Source organism: Prauserella shujinwangii, assembly GCF_003001955.1.
In the GTDB taxonomy this organism is placed as follows: Bacteria; Actinomycetota; Actinomycetes; order Mycobacteriales; family Pseudonocardiaceae; genus Qaidamihabitans; species Qaidamihabitans shujinwangii.
Genome location: NZ_PVNH01000004.1, coordinates 304,111 through 321,635, shown reverse-complemented (window position 1 = coordinate 321,635; position 17,525 = coordinate 304,111). Strand labels below are relative to the sequence as shown.

Sequence of the window (17,525 nt, the reverse complement as noted above, 5' to 3'; positions counted from 1 at the left end):
GGATCCGTGACTGCGAGCCCAACCTGCCGTGCCGGAGCCGATCCCGTCGACGTCCGCGAGATCGGGACGATCGACTACCTCGAGGCGTGGGACCTGCAACGCGACGTCCTGCACGCCCGTGCGGACGGGTCCGGTCCGGACACGCTGCTGCTGCTGGAGCACCCGTCGGTCTACACGGCGGGCAAGCGCACCGAGCCGGGCGACCGGCCCGCCGACGGCACCCCGGTGATCGACGTGGACCGCGGCGGCAAGATCACCTGGCACGGGCCGGGACAGCTCGTCGGCTACCCGATCGTCAAGCTGGCCGACCCGATCGACGTCGTGCACTACGTGCGCCGCCTGGAGGAGGCGCTGATCCACGTGTGCGAGCGGTTCGGCGTGCGCACCGGCCGTGTCGAGGGCCGCAGCGGCGTGTGGCTGCCCGCCGACGACCGCGGGCCCGAGCGCAAGATCGCGGCGATCGGCATCCGCGTGCAGCGCGGCGTGACCATGCACGGGTTCGAGCTGAACTGCAACGCCGACCTGGCGGCGTTCGACCGGATCGTGCCGTGCGGCATCCGCGACGCGGGCGTGACGTCGCTGTCGGCGGAGCTGGACCGGGAGGTCACCGTCGCCGAGGCGCTGCCGCTGGCCCGTGACGCCGTGCTGGCCGCGCTCGAGGGCGACCTGCCGGTGGACGACAGCCGCTGGCTGCCGCGCCCGGCCGAGCCGGAGGCCCCCGGCGTCACCTTCGCCCTGCGGACCTGACCGCGGGCGTGAACTGTCATGAGTGGCTCGTTACTGACGTTCGTCGCCAGTGACGAGCCACTCATGACCCGTCGCGCTCAGAGCTGGCGGGCCACCTCGGCGGCGATCAGCTCCAGGTGGTCGAGGTCGGAGAGGTCCAGCACCTGCAGGTAGAGGCGGCTGATGCCGGTCCGCTCGCGCCAGCGGCCGATCGTGTCGACGGCCTCGGCCGGCGTGCCCGCGATGCCGTTGCTCCGCAGCTCGGGCACCTCGCGGCCGATGGCGGCGGCGCGCCGCGCGAGCTCCGCCTCGTCGCGCCCGATGGCCACGACCTGTGCCGCCGAGCGGGTGATCTCGGCCGGGTCGCGGCCAGCGTCCTTCGCGGCGGCGGCCACGCGCTCGTACTGGGCGAGCGCGGTGTCCCTGTCCCGGAACGGCACGTTGATCTCGTCGGCGAACCGCGCGGTGAGCTCCGGGGTGCGCCTGCGGCCGGTGCCGCCGATGATGATCGGCGGGCGCGGGCGCTGCGCCGGCTTGGGCAGGCCGGGCGCCTCGGCCAGCCGGTAGTGCTCACCGTCGAACGAGAAGGTCTCGCCCTCCGGGGTCGCCCACAGGCCGGTGATGATCGCCAGCTGCTCGGCGAAGAGGCCGAACCGTTCCCGCAGCGGCGGCAGCGCGAAGCCGTAGGCGGCGTGCTCGGCCTCGAACCACCCGGTGCCCAGGCCCAGTTCGATTCGCCCGCCCGACATCTGGTCCACCTGGGCGGCGGAGATGGCGAGCAGGGACGGGTGCCGGAACGTCGCCGCGCTCACCAGCGTGCCGAGCCGGATGCGCGAGGTCTCCCGCGCCAGCCCCGCGAGGGTGATCCAGGCGTCGGTCGGCCCGGGCAGGCCGGAGACCGACCCCATCTTGAGGTAGTGGTCGGAGCGGAAGAACGCGTCGAAGCCGGCATCCTCGGTGGCGTTCGCGATCCGCAGCAAGTCGTCGTAGGAGGCCCCCTGCTGGGGCTCGGTGAAGATCCTCAGTTCCACGGAACCGACCCTATTCGGGCCGCCGCCGGACCAGGTGCAGCAGGTGCACGATGCCGTCCTCGATCTGCGAGCCGACCTTCTCCGGTTCGGCCGAGTTGGCGATCTCGGTGGCGGCGCTGAGCAGCGCGCCGAAGAGCAGCCGGGCGGTGATCTCCACGTTGACGTGGTCGATCTCACCCGCGGCGATGAGGTCCTCCAGGCTCGAGCGGATCAGCCCGAAGCTGTAGCGGTCCTCGGCCTCCCGCCAGCGCTGCCAGCCCATCACCACCGGTGCCTCGTGAATGGCGATCCGCTGGTACGCCGGATCCAGGCAGCTGGCGATGAATTCGCGCAGTCCGCGCAATGCGCGCTCCCACGGCGGTTCGTCTCCGCGTAATATCTTGTCCAGCTTGCCGTGAACCTGGCTTTCCACCGCGTCGAATGCCGCCTCGAACAGCGCCTGCTTACCACTGAAGTGGTGATAGAGCGCACCTTTCGTCACCCGCGCACGCCTGGCAATCTCGTCGAGGGACGTGCCGGTGTAGCCACGCTTGGTGAAGAGCTTGACGGCGCTGTCGACTAGGGCGGAACGCGTGGACTCGGAATAGTCCTCTCGCCTGGACCTCATTGTCACCACCCTCACAACTCTACGCGGTTTTGCGCGGCCATACCGGTGGTATGTTGGCCGTACAAGGTCCGTACCGGGAGTATGCCGCAAACCGGCGGTATGGCCCGGGTCACGGAAGGGGATCAGGCCATGAGCTGGAACGACTTCTACCGGCGGCGGGACGTGATGGAGGCCGTGCTGCGGCAGGCGCGGCGCGCACCCGACGCCGAACTGCCCTTCGCCGGGATCGAGGGAGCCGAGGAGGTCTTCGGCACCGAGGAGCAGCTCCTGCAGGCGCTGCAGCACAAGTGGACGCAGGTGCTCGGCGGGTACCTGCGCGCGCACGTCGCGGGCCCGGAGGACGCCGACGAGGTGCCCGGCGGCGGGGAGAGCGACCACGTCGACGCCGTGTCGCGAGCCTGGCACGAGGCCGCCCGCGACCACGCGACGCTGCGCGCGGTGCTCGACGCGCACCTGCCGCGGTACCCGGCGCTGCGGCCCATGCACGACGCCGAGCTGCGGATGCTCGCCATCACCGCCGGACTGGCCGAGCCGTACGAGCCGCGCGACGAGGTGGCGAAGGTCGGCGCCGCGTTCGTGGCGCTGCTGCGCAACCAGGCCCCGGCCCCGGCCCGGCGCGCCAACCCGGTGGGCCAGCTGCTGCGCAAGCTGGCGCCCGCGGGCTGACCCGCCGCGGGCGCTGGCCCGTCCGGCACCGGGTGTAGTTAGCTGTCGCCCATGACCGTACGCAGGAGTAGGTGGACCGAGCGCGACATCCCGGACCAGTCCGGCCGCACCGTGGTCGTCACCGGCGCCAACTCGGGTCTCGGCCTGCGCACCGCCGAGGTGCTCGCCGAGCACGGAGCGCGCGTGCTGCTCGCCTGCCGCTCCCCCGAGCGGGGTGAGCGGGCGCTCGCCCAGGTCGCCGCCCGCGCCGCCACCCGGCCCGAGTACGTCCGCCTCGACCTGGCCGACCTCGCGTCGGTGCGGGACGCGGCGACGCGGGTGCGCGAGCTCACCGGCGACGCGCTCGACGTGCTCGTCAACAACGCCGGGGTGATGGGCACGCCCCGGGGCGTCACCGTGGACGGGTTCGAGACCCAGTTCGGCACCAACCACCTGGGACACGCCGCCCTCACCTGGTTGCTGCTGCCCGCGCTGCGCGGCGGCGACCGCGCGCGGGTGGTCACCGTGTCCAGCCTGGCCGCGGTCGCGGGCCGGATCGACCTCGCGGACCCCCACTTCGAACGGCGCGCGTACAACCCCGTGACCGCGTACAGCCAGGCCAAGCTCGCCAACCAGGTGTTCGCCATCGAGCTGGACCGGCGGCTGCGGGCCGCGGGCGACCCGGTGACCAGCGTCGCGGCCCACCCCGGCTACACCGCGTCCGGGCTGGCGTCCACGATGGCCCGCTCGTACCGCAACGCCCTCGTCCGCGGCGTGCTGACCGCCGGGACGAAGGCGGGCGAGCTGCTGTTCGCGCAGAGCACGCGGATGGGCGCCCTGCCGCAGCTGCACGCGGCGACGGCGCCGGAGGTCCGGCCGGGAGACTACGTCGGGCCCGCCCGGCTGGGCGGCGCCCGCGGCTACCCGGCCCGGATCAGGCCGCTGTCCGCCGCGCTGGACCCGGCCGTCGGCTCCGGTCTGTGGGACCTCACCGCCAAGCTGACCGGCATCACCCCCGACCCTGCGTGACCAGGGGAACGTTGCACGGAGGTCGTGTCCGGCGCGGGGTGCCGCGTAGGGTGGGGACGTGACTGTTGCGCCTGATGGTCGGAAGCTGCTGCGGCTCGAGGTCCGGAACAGTGAGACGCCGATCGAGAAGAAGCCGTCGTGGATCAAGACCCGCGCGCGGATGGGTCCCGAGTTCACCGAGCTCAAGGGGCTGGTGCGGCGCGAGGGGCTGCACACCGTCTGCGAGGAGGCGGGCTGTCCCAACATCTACGAGTGCTGGGAGGACCGGGAGGCCACGTTCCTCATCGGCGGCGACCAGTGCACCCGGCGATGTGACTTCTGCCAGATCGACACCGGCAGGCCCGCCGAGCTCGACCGGACCGAGCCGAGGAAGGTCGCCGAGAGCGTGCAGGCGATGGGCCTGCGCTACTCGACCGTCACCGGGGTCGCCAGGGACGACCTGCCCGACGGCGGCGCGTGGCTGTACGCCGAGACCGTCCGGCAGATTCACCAGCTGAACCCGGGCACCGGGGTGGAGCTGCTGATCCCCGACTTCAACGCGGACCCCGAGCAGCTCGCCGAGGTGTTCGGCGCCCGGCCCGAGGTGCTCGCGCACAACGTGGAGACCGTGCCGCGGATCTTCAAGCGCATCCGGCCTGGCTTCCGTTACCAGCGCTCCCTCGACGTCCTCACCCGCGCCAGGGAGGCGGGGCTGGTCACCAAGTCGAACCTGATCCTCGGCATGGGCGAGCGCCCCGACGAGGTGGAGCCCGCGATGCGCGACCTGTTCGAGGCGGGTTGCGAGATCCTCACCATCACGCAGTACCTGCGGCCCTCGGTGCGGCACCACCCGGTGGACCGCTGGGTCAAGCCCGAGGAGTTCGTCGAGCACTCGCAGGCCGCCGAGGCCATCGGGTTCGCCGGGGTGATGGCCGGTCCGCTCGTCCGCTCCTCCTACCGCGCGGGCAAGTTGTACGCGCAGACGAAGGCCCACCGCGGCGAGCCGCTGCCGGAGAACCTGCACCACCTGGCCGCCGCCGCACCCGCCGCGCAGGAAGCCAGCAGCGTGCTCAGCAGGCTGGGCTGAGCACGGCGTCCCCCACGAAAGTCAGGGTCCGTCCCCGACGACGGGCACTCGCGCGGACGCTAGTGTCCACATAGCGTGGAGCGAGGACGGCCGGCACGCCGGACCGCAGGGGACGAGGATCAAGGGGACGACGCGTGGTTACCGATCTGCTCAACTGGCTGCAGAGCCTGCCGCAACCGGCGCTCGTCGGGGCCACCGGCACCTTGGTCCTGCTCGAATGCACGATCGGGCTCGGCTTCATCGCCCCCGGCGAGTCGGGGCTGCTGGTGGCGGCCACGACGGCGACCACCGTCCCCCGGTTCCTGATCCTGTGGGCGGTGGTCACCGCGTGCGCCGGTGTCGGCGACTCGATCGGGTACGCGATCGGCAGGCGGTTCGGCCCGCGCCTGCGGGAGACGAAGCTCATCCAGCGCTACGGCACCGACGCCTGGGACAAGGCCACCGGGATCCTGCAGCGCCGGGGCGCGTGGGCGGTGTTCTTCGCGCGGTTCCTGCCGGTGGTGCGCACGCTGACGCCCGCGGCGGCGGGCACCTCGGGGCTGCCGTACCGGAAGTTCCTGCCCGCCGTGCTCGCGGGCGCGGCCAGCTGGTCGGTGCTGCACATCAGCATCGGCGCCGCGCTCGGCGAGGCCGCGCGGCAGGTGGAGGGCGCGCTGAGCACCGGCGGCATGATCGTGGTGGCCGCGCTGGCCGCCGTGGCCGTGTTCTTCCTGCTGCGCTACAAGCGGAAGAAGGCGCTCGCCGTCGCGGCGGGCGACTCCGACGAGAAACGCGAACCCCTCACCCCGCACAGCTGACCCGCGGGCAGTGAAGGCCACCTTCACTGCGTTGAACGCAGTGAAGGTGGCCTTCACTGCCGCCAGGGCCGGTCAGCGGGTCGAGGGCAGGTAGCGGCGGGCGACGTTCTCGGTGTCCGTCTCGCCCTTGCGCCAGTCGCCGATCCACGGGCCGGTGCCCTCGCTCGGGTCGAGGACGCCCGCCTCCAGCCACGTGTACGCGCCGTCGAGCGCCCGCCGCGTGATCCGCCGGTCCAGCGCGTCGGTGTTGTCCCACAGTGCGTCGAACAGCCGCTCCACGCGCAGTCGCGCCTGACGGCAGAACGCGTCGGCCAGCTCGTAGGCGGACCCGCCCTCGCGGGAGTCGGTCTGGCGCTGCATCTCCGCGCGCACGCACGTCGCCGACATCGCGAACAGCTCGGCCCCGATGTCCACGATCCGCGACAGGAAACCCTGGCGCTGCTCGAGCGCCGCCTGCCAGCGCGCCATGCCGTAGAACGTCGACCGCGCCAGCTTGCGGGCGGTGCGCTCGACGTAGCGCAGGTGCGCCGCCAGCGGTCCGAACTCCCGGAAGGTCGTCGGCACCTGTCCCTTGCCCGCCACCAGCTGCGGCAGCCACTTCGCGTAGAACCCGCTGGCCTTGACCGCGGCCCTGGCCTTGCGCCGGCCGTCCGCCTCGGCGTCGGCGAGGTCACCCGCGGCCGCGAGGTGCGCGTCCACGGCCTCCCGCGCGATGAGCAGGTGCATGATCTCGGTCGAGCCCTCGAAGATGCGGTTGATGCGCAGGTCGCGCAGCAGCTGCTCGGCGGGCACGGCCCGCTCGCCACGGGCGGCCAGCGACGCGGCCGTCTCGTAGCCGCGGCCACCCCGGATCTGGATCAGCTCGTCGGCCACCAGGTAGGACATCTCGCTGGCCCACAGCTTCGCCAGCGCCGCCTCGATCCGGATGTCGTTGCGGCCCTCGTCGGCCATGTGCCCGGACAGCTCGACCACGCTCTCCAGCGCGTAGGCGGTGGCGGCGATGAACGAGATCTTGTTGGACACCGCCTCGTGCTTGGCGACCGGCTTGCCCCACTGGACCCGTTCGGCCGACCACTCGCGGGCGATCTTCAGGCTCCACTTGGCCGCCCCGGCGCACGCGGCGGGCACGGACAGCCGGCCGGTGTTGAGCGTGGCCAGGGCGATCCTGAGGCCCTTGCCCTCACCGCCGACCACGTTCTCCTTCGGCACCCGCACCCGGTGGAACCGCGTGACGCCGTTCTCGATGCCGCGCAGGCCCATGAACTCGTTGCGCCGCTCGACGGTGATCCCGGGCGCGTCGGCCTCCACGACGAACGCGGTGACGCCACCGGGGTGGCCCTCGGTCTTCGGCACCCGGGCCATCACGACGAGCAGCTCGGCGACGACGCCGTTGGTGGTCCACAGCTTCACGCCGTCCAGCTCGTAGGCCGCGCCGTCGTCGGTGGGCACGGCCGACGTGGCCAGCCGGGCCGGATCGGATCCCACGTCCGGTTCGGTCAGCAGGAACGCCGACACCGCGCCCTTGGCGCAGCGGGGCAGGAACCGGGCCTTCTGCTCGGGCGTGCCCGCGAGCTTGAGCGGCTCCGGCACGCCGATCGACTGGTGCGCCGACAGCAGCACGGACAGCGTCGAGTGCACCGAGCCCACGAGCATCAGCGCCTGGTTGTAGGCCACCTGGGTCAGCCCGAGGCCGCCGTACTCCTCGGGGATCTTGATGCCGAAGCAGCCGAGCTCGGCCAGTCCCTTGACGTAGGAGTCCGGGATGCGGCCCTCCCGTTCGATGACGGCGGGGTCGAGGGTTTCGCAGTACTCCCGCAGGCGCGTCAGGAACTTCTCCGCGCGTGCCGAGTCCTCCGCCGTCGGCCGGGGATGGGGGTGCACCAGGTCGAGCCGGAAGCGCCCGAGGTAGAGCTCCTTGGCGAACGACGGCTTCTGCCAGCCGCTCTCCCGCGCTTCCTCGGCGACGGCCCTGGCTTCCTTCTCCGATACCTGCGGTTGGTCGGCCATCGGACTCCTCCTCGAGTCGGCTCACGCGCTCACACGGTCATGTGACCAGTGTTACTCATTGGTAGGAGATCCGAAACCTCCCGCCGGGCGGCGCTCCCGGCTCCAGGACCGCGCGCGCGGCGGGCAGGTGCGTGCGGAGGGCAGGCGGGCCCGCGGCGGCGTCCCGCGGTCCGCGCCGATCTGCGGCGGCCACGATCGCGCCGTCGCCGTGCCGCACGCGCACGGGAGTACGCGCGCCCGGGGCCGCCTGCTGCTCGTGGCGGGCCGCCCGCTCACCGCCCACCGGGCGGCCGGGCTGGTGGGCTGGTGGGCGCCGGACGACGACCTGGCCGAGGTCGTGCTACGCGGCCCGCTCGGGGAGGTTCCGCCCGCGCTCAGGTGAGCCGGGCTCGGGTTCCCCGTGGGTGGCGATGACGACCGTGGCCACGAGCGCGACGAGGACCCCGGCCGTGACGTGGATCGGGGCTCCGGTGAAGGAGGCGGCCAGCACCAGGGCCGCCGCGGCGGGGAAGCCGACCGCGATCGGGCGGCACTCGTTGCGTGGCCCGATGTGCATGAGCCACACCGCCAGCAGGAACACCGCCACGGGCACGGTGGTGGCCATCCCGGCGGCCACGCCGCCGAGGTGGGTCGCGTGGGTGTCGTAGTCGATGGCGACCTCGATGCCCGCGCCGACGGCCGCGGCGGAGGCGAAGATCAGCAGGTGCCCGTATCCCCAGGTCATCGCGATCCGCAGGGAGGTGAGCCGTTCGTGGGCGGGCTGGTCGAAGTACAGCCACCACATCGAGAACACGATCACCAGGGCGGCCACCGCGAGTGAGACCAGCGATCCCACCGCGTGCCCCGACTCCAGCGCCTCCCGGACCGCGTTGGTCGTGGCCAGGACGACCTCGCCGAGCACGATGATCGTGAACAGGCCGTACCGCTCGGCGATGTGGCGACGGTGCCAGCCGGTGCCGCGCACCCGCTCCGCCCACACCGGCACCGCGAGCTCCCCCAGCACGAGCACGAGCAGCGAGGGCACCAGCAGGTTCTCCGGCAGCGCCAGCCGCGCCACCCAGCATCCCTGCAGCACGGCGATGCCGAGGGCGTACCGCAGCGCCGCCGGCCTGCGCGGGGGGTCGGACCGGGCCGCCCGCAGCCACTGGCCCACCAGTGCGAGCCGCATGAGCACGCAGCCGATGACGATGATCGTGAAGTCGCCGTCGAACGCGCGGCCGACACCGGACGCCAGCACCAGCGCACCCCCGATCTGCACGAACGTGGCGACGCGGTAAGGGACGTCGTCGGTGTCGTACGCCGAGGCGAACCAGGTGAACTGCAGCCAGGCCCACCAGATCGCGAAGAAGACGGTGAGGAAGCCGAACACCCCGGTCCCGATGTGGTTCTCCGCCAGCGCGTGGTGCAACGCCGCGGCGGCCTGCGCGACGGCGACGACGAAGCAGAGATCGAAGAACAGTTCCAGCGGGGTCGCCGCCCGGTGCGTCTCGCGGTCGCCGCGCGCCCGCATCGGGCGGTACCAGACACGGACCCGGTACCGGGGCTGCCCAGCCTCTGGGGTCAGGCGCGCTCCTCGGGGGCTCTCCTGCCGGGACAGGCGCCATCACAGCACAGGAGGGGCCGCAGACGAGAACCCGGACGGGTCCGGCCCCCTACCTTCCGGACCCATCCGGGTGAAGCTCCCGACGCGGTCGCCTCGCGCGGCCGCTCGCGCGCGCCACCGATCGATCCCCCGCGGCCGCCGGTGACTCACTCGAGAGGGGTAACCCTGAGTGTCCAACCCGTCCGGGCCGGCGCTCAGAGCCAGTGCACTCGGTCGCAGGTCCCATCCCCGGATCACTACCGAATCGCCACGCTAGGTAGCGACATCCCTCATCGAGAGCGTGCCTCAAGGTCTACTCGGTTGCTCTGCGTGACACCAACCGTTTGCACCTAACGTCACTCTAACGGACCAGCGCCTGTCACGGAGCGTGCTTTCTTGGCTTCGCCGCGCTCGACCTGGCGGCGATGGTCGAGCACGGCGAGCACCAGCGCGATGAGCACGACCCCCACCGAACACGACATCGCCAGCGAGAGCGCCACCGGATAGCTGTGCCCCGCCCCGTTGATCCGCGCGTGGAACACCGAGGCCAGCAGCGCCACGCCGACCGCAGAGCCGATCCGCTGCCCGGTCTGGAGCGCACCGCCCGCCACCCCGGCCAGGCGCGTCGGCACCCGGTCCAGCGTCAACGTGGTGTTCGGCGAGATGACCATCCCGCCCCCGGTGCCCGCGACGAGCAGCGGCAGCGCCACCGCGTACCCGAGCTGCTGCGGGGGCACCAGCTGCGCCACCACCCCCACCGTGCCCAGACCGAGCGCCACGAGCCCGAGGCCGGCGATCGTGAGGCGGCGGCCCCAGCGGCTGACCAGCCTGCCCGCGACCACAGCCGAGACCGCGGACCCGAGCGCGAAGGGGGTGACCGCGAGCCCGGACTGCAACGCCGAGTAGCCGAGGCCCCGTTGGAAGAACATGGCGAACACCAGCCAGATGCCGGTGAACCCGCTGAAGTACACCGTGGCGATCGACGCGCCCGCCGCGTAACCCGGGGTCTCGGTGTAGAGCCGCAGGTCCAGCAGCGGCGACCGGTTCCTCCTGAGCATCCTGCGTTCCCAGCGGACGAACGCGGCACCCAGCACGGCCGCCGCGACGAACAGCCACCAGAGCGACGACAAGCCGCCCTGCTCCGACTCGACCAGGGGTAGTAGCACGCTCCCGACCGCCAGACCCAGTAGCACCATGCCGGCAAGGTCCAGATCGGCCAGCAGCGACCGTTTCCTCGGCGCCGCGGCGGGCAGCAGCCGGGCGGCGAGGACCAGCGCGACGGCACCGATCGGGATGTTGACGAAGAACACCCAGCGCCAGCCCTGCTCAGGTCCGAACAGGCTGATGATGAAGCCGCCGAGCACCGGGCCGACCGCTGTCGCGATGCCCACCGTCGCCCCGAACATGCCGAACGCGCGGCCGCGCTCGGCTCCGCGGAACAGCTCCTGGATCAGCCCCGTGTTCTGCGGGGTGAGCAGCCCGGCCGCCATCCCCTGTGCCAGCCGGGAGAACACCAGCATCGGCTCGCTGACCGCCGCGCCGCACAGTGCGCTGGTGAGCACGAACGCGGACAGGGCGATGAGGAACATGCGCCGCCTGCCCACCGCGTCGCCGAGCCTGCCGCCCGACACCAGCACCAGGCCGAACGTCAGTGCGTAGCCGGAGACGACCCACTGCGCGCCGGCGACCGACGCCTCCAGCCCCTGCTGGATGGAGGGCAGGGCCACGGTGACGATGCTCACGTCGAGCAGGGTCATGAACCCCGCGGCGAGGGTGACGGCGAGGGCCCGCCAGCGGCGGGGATCCGGTTGCTCGGGGGACGTCGCCACCCGTCCCACGTTATTGAGCCGCGCCGCTACGTGCTCGCCGTGATGCCGGGAATGCCTTTCAGCTCACCCATGAGCATCGAGGTGACCTTGACCGGGTAGTCGTACAGGGCGAACACGGTGTGCCGGTCCCTGCCGAGCAGCTTCAGGTGCACCGGCGTGTCGCCCGGATGCGCCTGCAGCGTCTGCTTGAGCTCGCTGACCACCCCGTGGTCGATCCGTTCCGCCGAGGCGACCAGCACCAGCGGCGGCTCCTCGTCGCCGATCGCGGCGTCACTGAGGTCCAGCGGCACGAGTGCGCCGCCGAAGACCGACATCTTGTCCTCGCGCCAGTTGACCCTGCCCTTGACGAGCACGGCGTTGTCCTCCACCAGGTCGGCGGAGAACGCCGCGTAGGCCTTGGCGAAGAACAGCACCTCCAGTGCGGCGTCCATGTCCTCGACGGTGCAGATGGCCCACGGCTCGCCGCGCTTGTTCACCCGCCGTTCCAGCGACGTGATCAGGCCGGCGATCTCGATCTCGCCCTCCTTCGGCGGGTCCTCGAGGATCGCCGCGATGGGCCGTTTGGCGTGCTTGCGCAGGATGCGCTCGGCCCCGTCGAGCGGGTGCGCGGACACGTACAGGCCGAGCATCTCGCGCTCGTAGGCGAGCAGCTGCTTGCGCGGGTACTCCTCCTCGCCGAACTTCAGGTGCGCCAGCGGGGACGAGGCCGAGGCGTCGGCGGCGACCGTGTCGTCGCCGGCCCCGAACAGGTCGAACTGGCCCATCGCCTCCTGCCGCTTGAGCGGCACGACGGCCTCCACCGCGTCCTCGTGCACCTGGATCATCGACAGCCGCGTGTTGCCGAGCGAGTCGAACGCTCCCGCCTTGATGAGCGACTCGATGACGCGCTTGTTGCAGACCACCAGTTCCGACTTGTCGAGGAAGTCGGTGAACGAGACGTACTTGCCCTTCTCGTCGCGGGTCTTGATGACCGACTCGACGACGTTGGCGCCCACGTTGCGCACGGCGCCGAGGCCGAAGCGGATGGCGTCGCCGACGGCCGCGAACCGCTGCTCCGACTCGTTGACGTCCGGCGGCAGCACCTTGATCCCGAGCCTGCGGCACTCGGAGAGGTAGACCGCCGACTTGTCCTTGTTGTCGCCGACCGAGGTGAGCAGCGCGGCCATGTACTCGGCCGGGTAGTTGGCCTTGAGGTAGGCGGTCCAGTACGCGATCAGGCCGTAACCCGCGGCGTGGCTCTTGTTGAACGCGTACCCGGCGAAGGGGAGGATCGTGTCCCACAGCGCCTGGATGGCCTCGTCGGAGAAGCCGTTGGCGTTCATCCCGGCGTGGAAGCCCTCGAACTCCTTCTCCAGGACCTCCTTCTTCTTCTTGCCCATCGCCCGGCGCAGCACGTCGGCGCGGCCCATGGAGTAGCCGGCCACCTTCTGCGCGATCTGCATGATCTGTTCCTGGTAGACGATCAGGCCGTAGGTCTCGGCCAGGATCTCCTTCAGGGGTTCCTCGAGCTCGGGGTGGATGGGCTTGATCTTCTGCCGCCCGTTCTTGCGGTCGGCGTAGTCGTTGTGGGCGTTCATGCCCATCGGGCCGGGACGGTACAGCGCGAGGACCGCGACGATGTCCTCGAAGCCGGTGGGCTGCATGCGGCGCAGCAGGTCGCGCATCGCGCCACCGTCGAGCTGGAACACGCCGAGCGTGTCCCCCCTGCCGAGCAGCTGGTATGCCTCGGGGTCGTCGAGGCCGAGCCGGTCGAGGTCGATCTCGAGCCCGCGGTTGGCCTTGACGTTGTCGATCGCGTCGCCGATGACGGTCAGGTTGCGCAGCCCGAGGAAGTCCATCTTCAGCAGGCCGATGGCCTCGCAGGACGGGTAGTCCCAGCCCGTGATGACGGCACCGTCGTCGCGCTGCCACAGCGGGATGGCGTCGATCAGCGGCTCGCTGGACATGATGACCGCGCAGGCGTGCACGCCCGCGTTGCGGATCAGGCCCTCCAGGCCCCGCGCGGTCTCGAAGATCGTCTTGACTTCCTCGTCGTTCTCGATCAGCGAGCGCACCTCGGCGGCCTCGGCGTAGCGCTCGTGCTCGGGGTCGACGATGCCGGACAGCGGGATGTCCTTCGCCATGATCGGCGGCGGCAGCGCCTTGGAGATCTTGTCGGCGATCGCGTACCCGGGCTGGCCGTACTGCACGCGGGCGGCGTCCTTGATGGCGGCCTTGGTCTTAATCGTGCCGAAGGTGATCACCTGCGCGACGCGGTCGGCGCCGTACTTGTCGGTGGCGTAGCGCACCATCTCGCCGCGCCTGCGGTCGTCGAAGTCGATGTCGATGTCGGGCATCGACGAGCGCTCCGGGTTGAGGAACCGCTCGAACAGCAGCTTCTGCGGGATCGGGTCCAGGTTGGTGATACCCAGCGCGTAGGCCACGAGCGACCCGGCCGCCGAGCCCCGGCCGGGGCCGACCCGGATGTCGACGCTGCGCGCGTAGTTGATCAGGTCGGCGACGACCAGGAAGTAGGCGGGGAAGCCCTTCTGGGCGATGACGCCGAGTTCGAACTCGGCCCGCTCGCGGTAGCCGTCCGGGATCCCTTCGGGGAAGCGCCACTCCAGGCCCTTCATCACCTCGTGGTGCAGCCAGCTCGACTCGTCGTGCCCCTCCGGCACCTCGAACCGCGGCATCCGGTCGCGGTGCGTGTAGACCTCCTCGTAGGACTGCACGCGCTCGGCGATCAGCAGCGTCGAGTCGGCGGCGCCGGGCACCTCGGTGTCCCAGTACTCCCGCATCTCGGCGGCCGACTTGAGGTAGTAGCCGTCGCCGTCGAACTTGAAGCGGTTCGGGTCGGACAGGGTCTTGCCGGACTGCACGCACAGCAGCGCGGCGTGCGAGTCGGCCTGGTCCTTGGTGACGTAGTGGGAGTCGTTGGTGGCCAGCGGCCGCAGGCCGAGCTTCCGGCCGATCTCGAGCAGGCCCTCGCGGACCGAGCGCTCGATCGGCAGGCCGTGGTCCATCAGCTCGAGGAAGAAGTTGTCGGGGCCGAAGATGTCGCGGTACTCGGCGGCGGCCCGGAGCGCCTCGTCCTTCTGCCCGAGCCGGAGCCTGGTCTGGACCTCTCCGGAGGGGCAGCCGGTGGTGGCGATGATGCCCTCGGCGTTCTCGGCGATCAGCTCCTTGTCCATCCGGGGCTTGCGGTAGTAGCCCTGCATGCTCGCCAGCGACGAGAGCTTGAACAGGTTGCGCAGGCCGGCGGAGTTCTCCGCGAGCATCGTCATGTGGGTGTAGGCGCCGCCGCCGGAGACGTCGCCGCCCTCGCCGAACTCGTCGGCGCCGCGCTGGCTGCTCTGCCCCCAGAACACCGGCTTCTTGTGGAACCGGCTCTCCGGCGCGATGTAGGCCTCGATGCCGATGATCGGCTTGATGCCCGCCTTCTTGGCCTGCTGGTAGAACTCGTCCGCGCCATACATGTTGCCGTGGTCGGTCATGCCCACGGCGGGCATCTCCAGCCGGGAGGCCTCCTCGAACAGGGGGGCGATCTTCGCGGCGCCGTCGAGCATCGAGTACTCGGTGTGGACGTGCAGGTGGACGAAGGAATCGTTCGACACCAGCGAAAACCTCCCCTGAGTAGTGCGACCGGCGCGCGCGGGCCCGCGAGGACAGCCCCGGGCTTCACAGCCTCATCACCCTAGCCCCGGGGTGCGACAGAACCACGGAGCAGGGCGCGTCCCCCATCTTCGCCCCGGAACCGGCCGCGGTGGTGGCGACCCGCCGCGCGTGCCGCCGGATGCAGTGAAGGCCACCCTCAGTGCGTTGGGCGCAGTGAAGGTGGCCTTCACTGCAGGCCGCCGGGTTCAGCGGGGGTGCAGGAGGGTGCGGGCGATCACGAGCTTCTGGATCTCGCTGGTGCCCTCGTAGATGCGGAACAGGCGGGCGTCGCGGTAGATCCGCTCCACGGCGACCCCGCGCATGTACCCCATGCCGCCGTGCACCTGCACGGCACGATCGGCGACGCGGCCCAGCATCTCCGTGCAGAAGAGCTTCGCGCTGGACGGCCCGAGCCTGCGATCGGTGCCCGCGTCGTACTCCTCGGCCGCCCGCAGCACCATGGAGCGGCCCGCGTACAGCTCGGCATGGGACTCGGCGAGCAGGGCCTGCACGAGCTGGAAGTCGCCGATCACGCGGCCGCCCTGGCGCGTGGTCCGCGCGTGCTCCACCGCCTCGGCCAGCGCCCGCTCGGCCATGCCGACGCACACCGCCGCGATGTGCAGCCTGCCCCGGGCCAGCGAGGCCATCGCGATCCGGAAGCCGTCGCCCTCGGCGCCGATCAACGCGTCGGCGGGCACCCGCACCTCGTCGAGGAAGACCTCCGCCGTCCAGGCTCCCGCCTGGCCCATCTTCGGGTCGTGCGGGCCGACCGTCACCCCGGGCAGCCCGGCGGGCACCAGCAGCGCGGAGATGCCCTCCCTGCCGGTCGACGCCGGGTCGGTGCGCGCGAACACCACGAACACGTCGGCGATCGGCGCGTTGGTGATGAACCGCTTGGTGCCGGTGAGCACGTAGCCGCCGGATTCCGGCACCGCCTTGCTGGTGAGCCCGCTGGGGTCGGACCCGGCCTCGGCCTCGGTGAGCGCGAACGAGGCGACCGCCTCGCCCGAGGCGAGCGCGGGCAGCCACCGCTCGCGCTGGGCCTGGCTGCCGTAGCCGACGATCGCCTGCCCCGCGATGCCGTTGTTGGTGCCGAACAGCGACCGGAACGCCGGCGTGGTGTACCCGAGCTGGATCGCGAGCCGCACGTCCTCGGCCATCGTCAGGCCGAGCCCGCCGTACTCGGCGGGCAGCGCCCACCCGAACAGGCCCAGCCCGGCGGCCTTCTCGCGGAGGTCGGCCGGGATCTCGTCCCGCTCGTCGATCTCGGCCTCCCTCGGGACGACCTCCTTGCGCACGAACTCCCGCACGGCCGACTCGATGGCGGCGAAGTCCTCGGCGTCCACGCGACCTCCCTGGCAGACGAGGTGACCAAGCGCTTATTCAGAGGAGCATACCGCGTACCTCCCCGACGAGGCGGTCCAGTTCGGCCTCGGAGTTGTAGTAGTGCACCGACGCCCGCACGAGCGCGTCGATGCCGCGCGCGGGCAGGTCGAACCGCGCCGACCCGGGTCGCGAGACCGACGTGTTGATCCCCGCCGCCAGCAGGCGTTCCCGCACCCGGGGGGCGGGCAGCCCGTCGACCGTGAACGTGACGATCCCGCACCGGCGCGCGCCCTGGTCGTGCACCCGGACGCCGGGCAGGGCGGCGAGCTCGTCGCGCAACCGGGCGGCCAGCGCGGTGACCCGCCGCTCCACGGCGGGCAGCCCCCAGGACAGCGCGTAGTCGACGGCGGCGCCGAGCCCGAGCACGGCGGCGACGTCGCGTTCCCACGTCTCGAACCGGCGCGCGTCGGCGCGCACCCGGTACTCCTCCGGCGCCGTCCACTCGGCCGAGTGCAGGTCGAGCATCACCGGCTCCACCCGCTCCCGCAGCTCCGGCCGCACGTAGAGAAACCCGGTGCCACGCGGTCCGCGCAGGAACTTGCGCCCGGTGGCCGTGAGCGCGTCGCAGCCGAGGCGCGCCACGTCGAGCTCCAGCTGCCCGGCGGACTGGCAGGCGTCGAGCAGGTACGGCACGCCCGCCTCCCGCGCGACCCGGCCCACCTCCTCCGCCGGGTTGACGAGCCCGCCCTGCGTCGGCACGTGCGTCAGCGAGATCAGCTTCACGCGCGGATGCAGCCGCCTGCGCAGGTCCGCGACATCGAGCGCACCGGTCTCGTCGTCGTCGACCACCTCGACCCGCGCGCCCGTGCGGCGGGCCACCTGCAGCAGCGCGATCGCGTTGCTGGCGTACTCGGCGTGGCCGGTGAGGATCACGTCCCCTGGCGAGAACTCCAGCGCGTAGAAGATCGCCTGCCAGGCGCGGGTCGCCGAGTCGACGAGCGCGATGTCGTCCGCCGAGACGTTGAGCATCGTCGCGATCGAGGTGTAAACGGCGTCGAGGCGCGCCGCCGCCCGCTCGGCGGCCTCGTACCCGCCGAGCGCGGCCTCCGCCCGCAGGTGCTCGACGACCGTGTCGGTCACGCACGTCGGCGGGAGCGCCGACCCCGCGTTGTTCAGGTGGATCACCTCGGCACAGCCGGGGGTCTCCGCACGCGCCCTGCTGATGTCCTCCTCCTGCATGGTCA

The 17,525-nt window shown here is 71.7% G+C and carries 14 protein-coding genes; 6 read left to right on the top strand and 8 right to left on the bottom strand.

Translation table 11 applies throughout. The annotated features are described in order from the left end of the window. The first annotated feature begins 6 nt into the window (after positions 1-6). The gene (gene lipB, locus B0I33_RS11305) at positions 7-747 is read left to right on the top strand and encodes a lipoyl(octanoyl) transferase LipB (RefSeq protein ID WP_106178568.1); all 741 of its coding nucleotides are present in this window, start codon (positions 7-9) and stop codon (positions 745-747) included. A 77-nt stretch (positions 748-824) separates the two neighbouring features. Here the strand turns inward: lipB and B0I33_RS11300 are convergent, their stop codons facing one another. After that, positions 825-1,757 (bottom strand): LLM class F420-dependent oxidoreductase, encoded by a 933-nt coding sequence (locus B0I33_RS11300; RefSeq protein WP_106178567.1) that lies wholly within the window; start codon positions 1,755-1,757, stop codon positions 825-827. A 10-nt stretch (positions 1,758-1,767) separates the two neighbouring features. After that, positions 1,768-2,364 carry a TetR/AcrR family transcriptional regulator gene (locus tag B0I33_RS11295; protein WP_106178566.1) on the bottom strand — a complete coding sequence of 199 codons (597 nt, stop codon included), beginning with the start codon at positions 2,362-2,364 and terminating at the stop codon, positions 1,768-1,770. 129 nt (positions 2,365-2,493) lie between these two features. Here B0I33_RS11295 and B0I33_RS11290 point away from each other — a divergent pair, with 129 nt between their 5' ends. The 4 genes from B0I33_RS11290 (at position 2,494) to B0I33_RS11275 (ending at position 5,901) form a co-directional block, all read left to right on the top strand. Continuing rightward, complete coding sequence (locus B0I33_RS11290) at positions 2,494-3,030, top strand: hypothetical protein (protein ID WP_106178565.1); 537 nt, start codon at positions 2,494-2,496, stop codon at positions 3,028-3,030. A gap of 51 nt (positions 3,031-3,081) precedes the next feature. Further along, positions 3,082-4,038, top strand: a complete 957-nt coding sequence (locus B0I33_RS11285) for an oxidoreductase (RefSeq protein ID WP_106178564.1) — start codon at positions 3,082-3,084, stop codon at positions 4,036-4,038. Between the two features lie 58 nt (positions 4,039-4,096). Then, positions 4,097-5,104 (top strand): lipoyl synthase, encoded by a 1,008-nt coding sequence (gene lipA, locus B0I33_RS11280; RefSeq protein ID WP_106178563.1) that lies wholly within the window; start codon positions 4,097-4,099, stop codon positions 5,102-5,104. A 134-nt stretch (positions 5,105-5,238) separates the two neighbouring features. After that, complete coding sequence (locus B0I33_RS11275; protein ID WP_106178562.1) at positions 5,239-5,901, top strand: DedA family protein; 663 nt, start codon at positions 5,239-5,241, stop codon at positions 5,899-5,901. 72 nt (positions 5,902-5,973) lie between these two features. Here the strand turns inward: B0I33_RS11275 and B0I33_RS11270 are convergent, their stop codons facing one another. After that, positions 5,974-7,908: an acyl-CoA dehydrogenase family protein gene (locus B0I33_RS11270; protein WP_106178561.1), complete on the bottom strand. Its 1,935-nt coding sequence runs from the start codon at positions 7,906-7,908 to the stop codon at positions 5,974-5,976. Positions 7,909-7,966: 58 nt separating this feature from the next. Here B0I33_RS11270 and B0I33_RS11265 point away from each other — a divergent pair, with 58 nt between their 5' ends. Next, a complete protein-coding gene (locus tag B0I33_RS11265; protein WP_146147482.1) occupies positions 7,967-8,290 on the top strand; it encodes a hypothetical protein in 324 nt (107 codons plus the stop codon). Here the strand turns inward: B0I33_RS11265 and B0I33_RS11260 are convergent. The 5 genes from B0I33_RS11260 to B0I33_RS11240 all read right to left on the bottom strand — a co-directional run bounded on the left by B0I33_RS11260 (position 8,249) and on the right by B0I33_RS11240 (position 17,520). After that, positions 8,249-9,418, bottom strand: coding sequence for a low temperature requirement protein A (locus B0I33_RS11260; protein WP_106178559.1), 1,170 nt, complete (start codon positions 9,416-9,418; stop codon positions 8,249-8,251). The two genes, B0I33_RS11265 and B0I33_RS11260, sit on opposite strands and share 42 nt — an antisense overlap. Before the next feature lie 428 nt (positions 9,419-9,846). Continuing rightward, positions 9,847-11,319: an MFS transporter gene (locus tag B0I33_RS11255; RefSeq protein ID WP_245900602.1), complete on the bottom strand. Its 1,473-nt coding sequence runs from the start codon at positions 11,317-11,319 to the stop codon at positions 9,847-9,849. A 26-nt stretch (positions 11,320-11,345) separates the two neighbouring features. Then, positions 11,346-14,915, bottom strand: a complete 3,570-nt coding sequence (dnaE, locus tag B0I33_RS11250; protein ID WP_106178558.1) for a DNA polymerase III subunit alpha — start codon at positions 14,913-14,915, stop codon at positions 11,346-11,348. A 246-nt stretch (positions 14,916-15,161) separates the two neighbouring features. Continuing rightward, complete coding sequence (locus B0I33_RS11245) at positions 15,162-16,301, bottom strand: acyl-CoA dehydrogenase family protein (protein ID WP_106178557.1); 1,140 nt, start codon at positions 16,299-16,301, stop codon at positions 15,162-15,164. Between the two features lie 37 nt (positions 16,302-16,338). Then, positions 16,339-17,520 (bottom strand): aminotransferase class V-fold PLP-dependent enzyme, encoded by a 1,182-nt coding sequence (locus B0I33_RS11240; RefSeq protein ID WP_106178892.1) that lies wholly within the window; start codon positions 17,518-17,520, stop codon positions 16,339-16,341. Between the last annotated feature and the right edge of the window lie 5 nt (positions 17,521-17,525).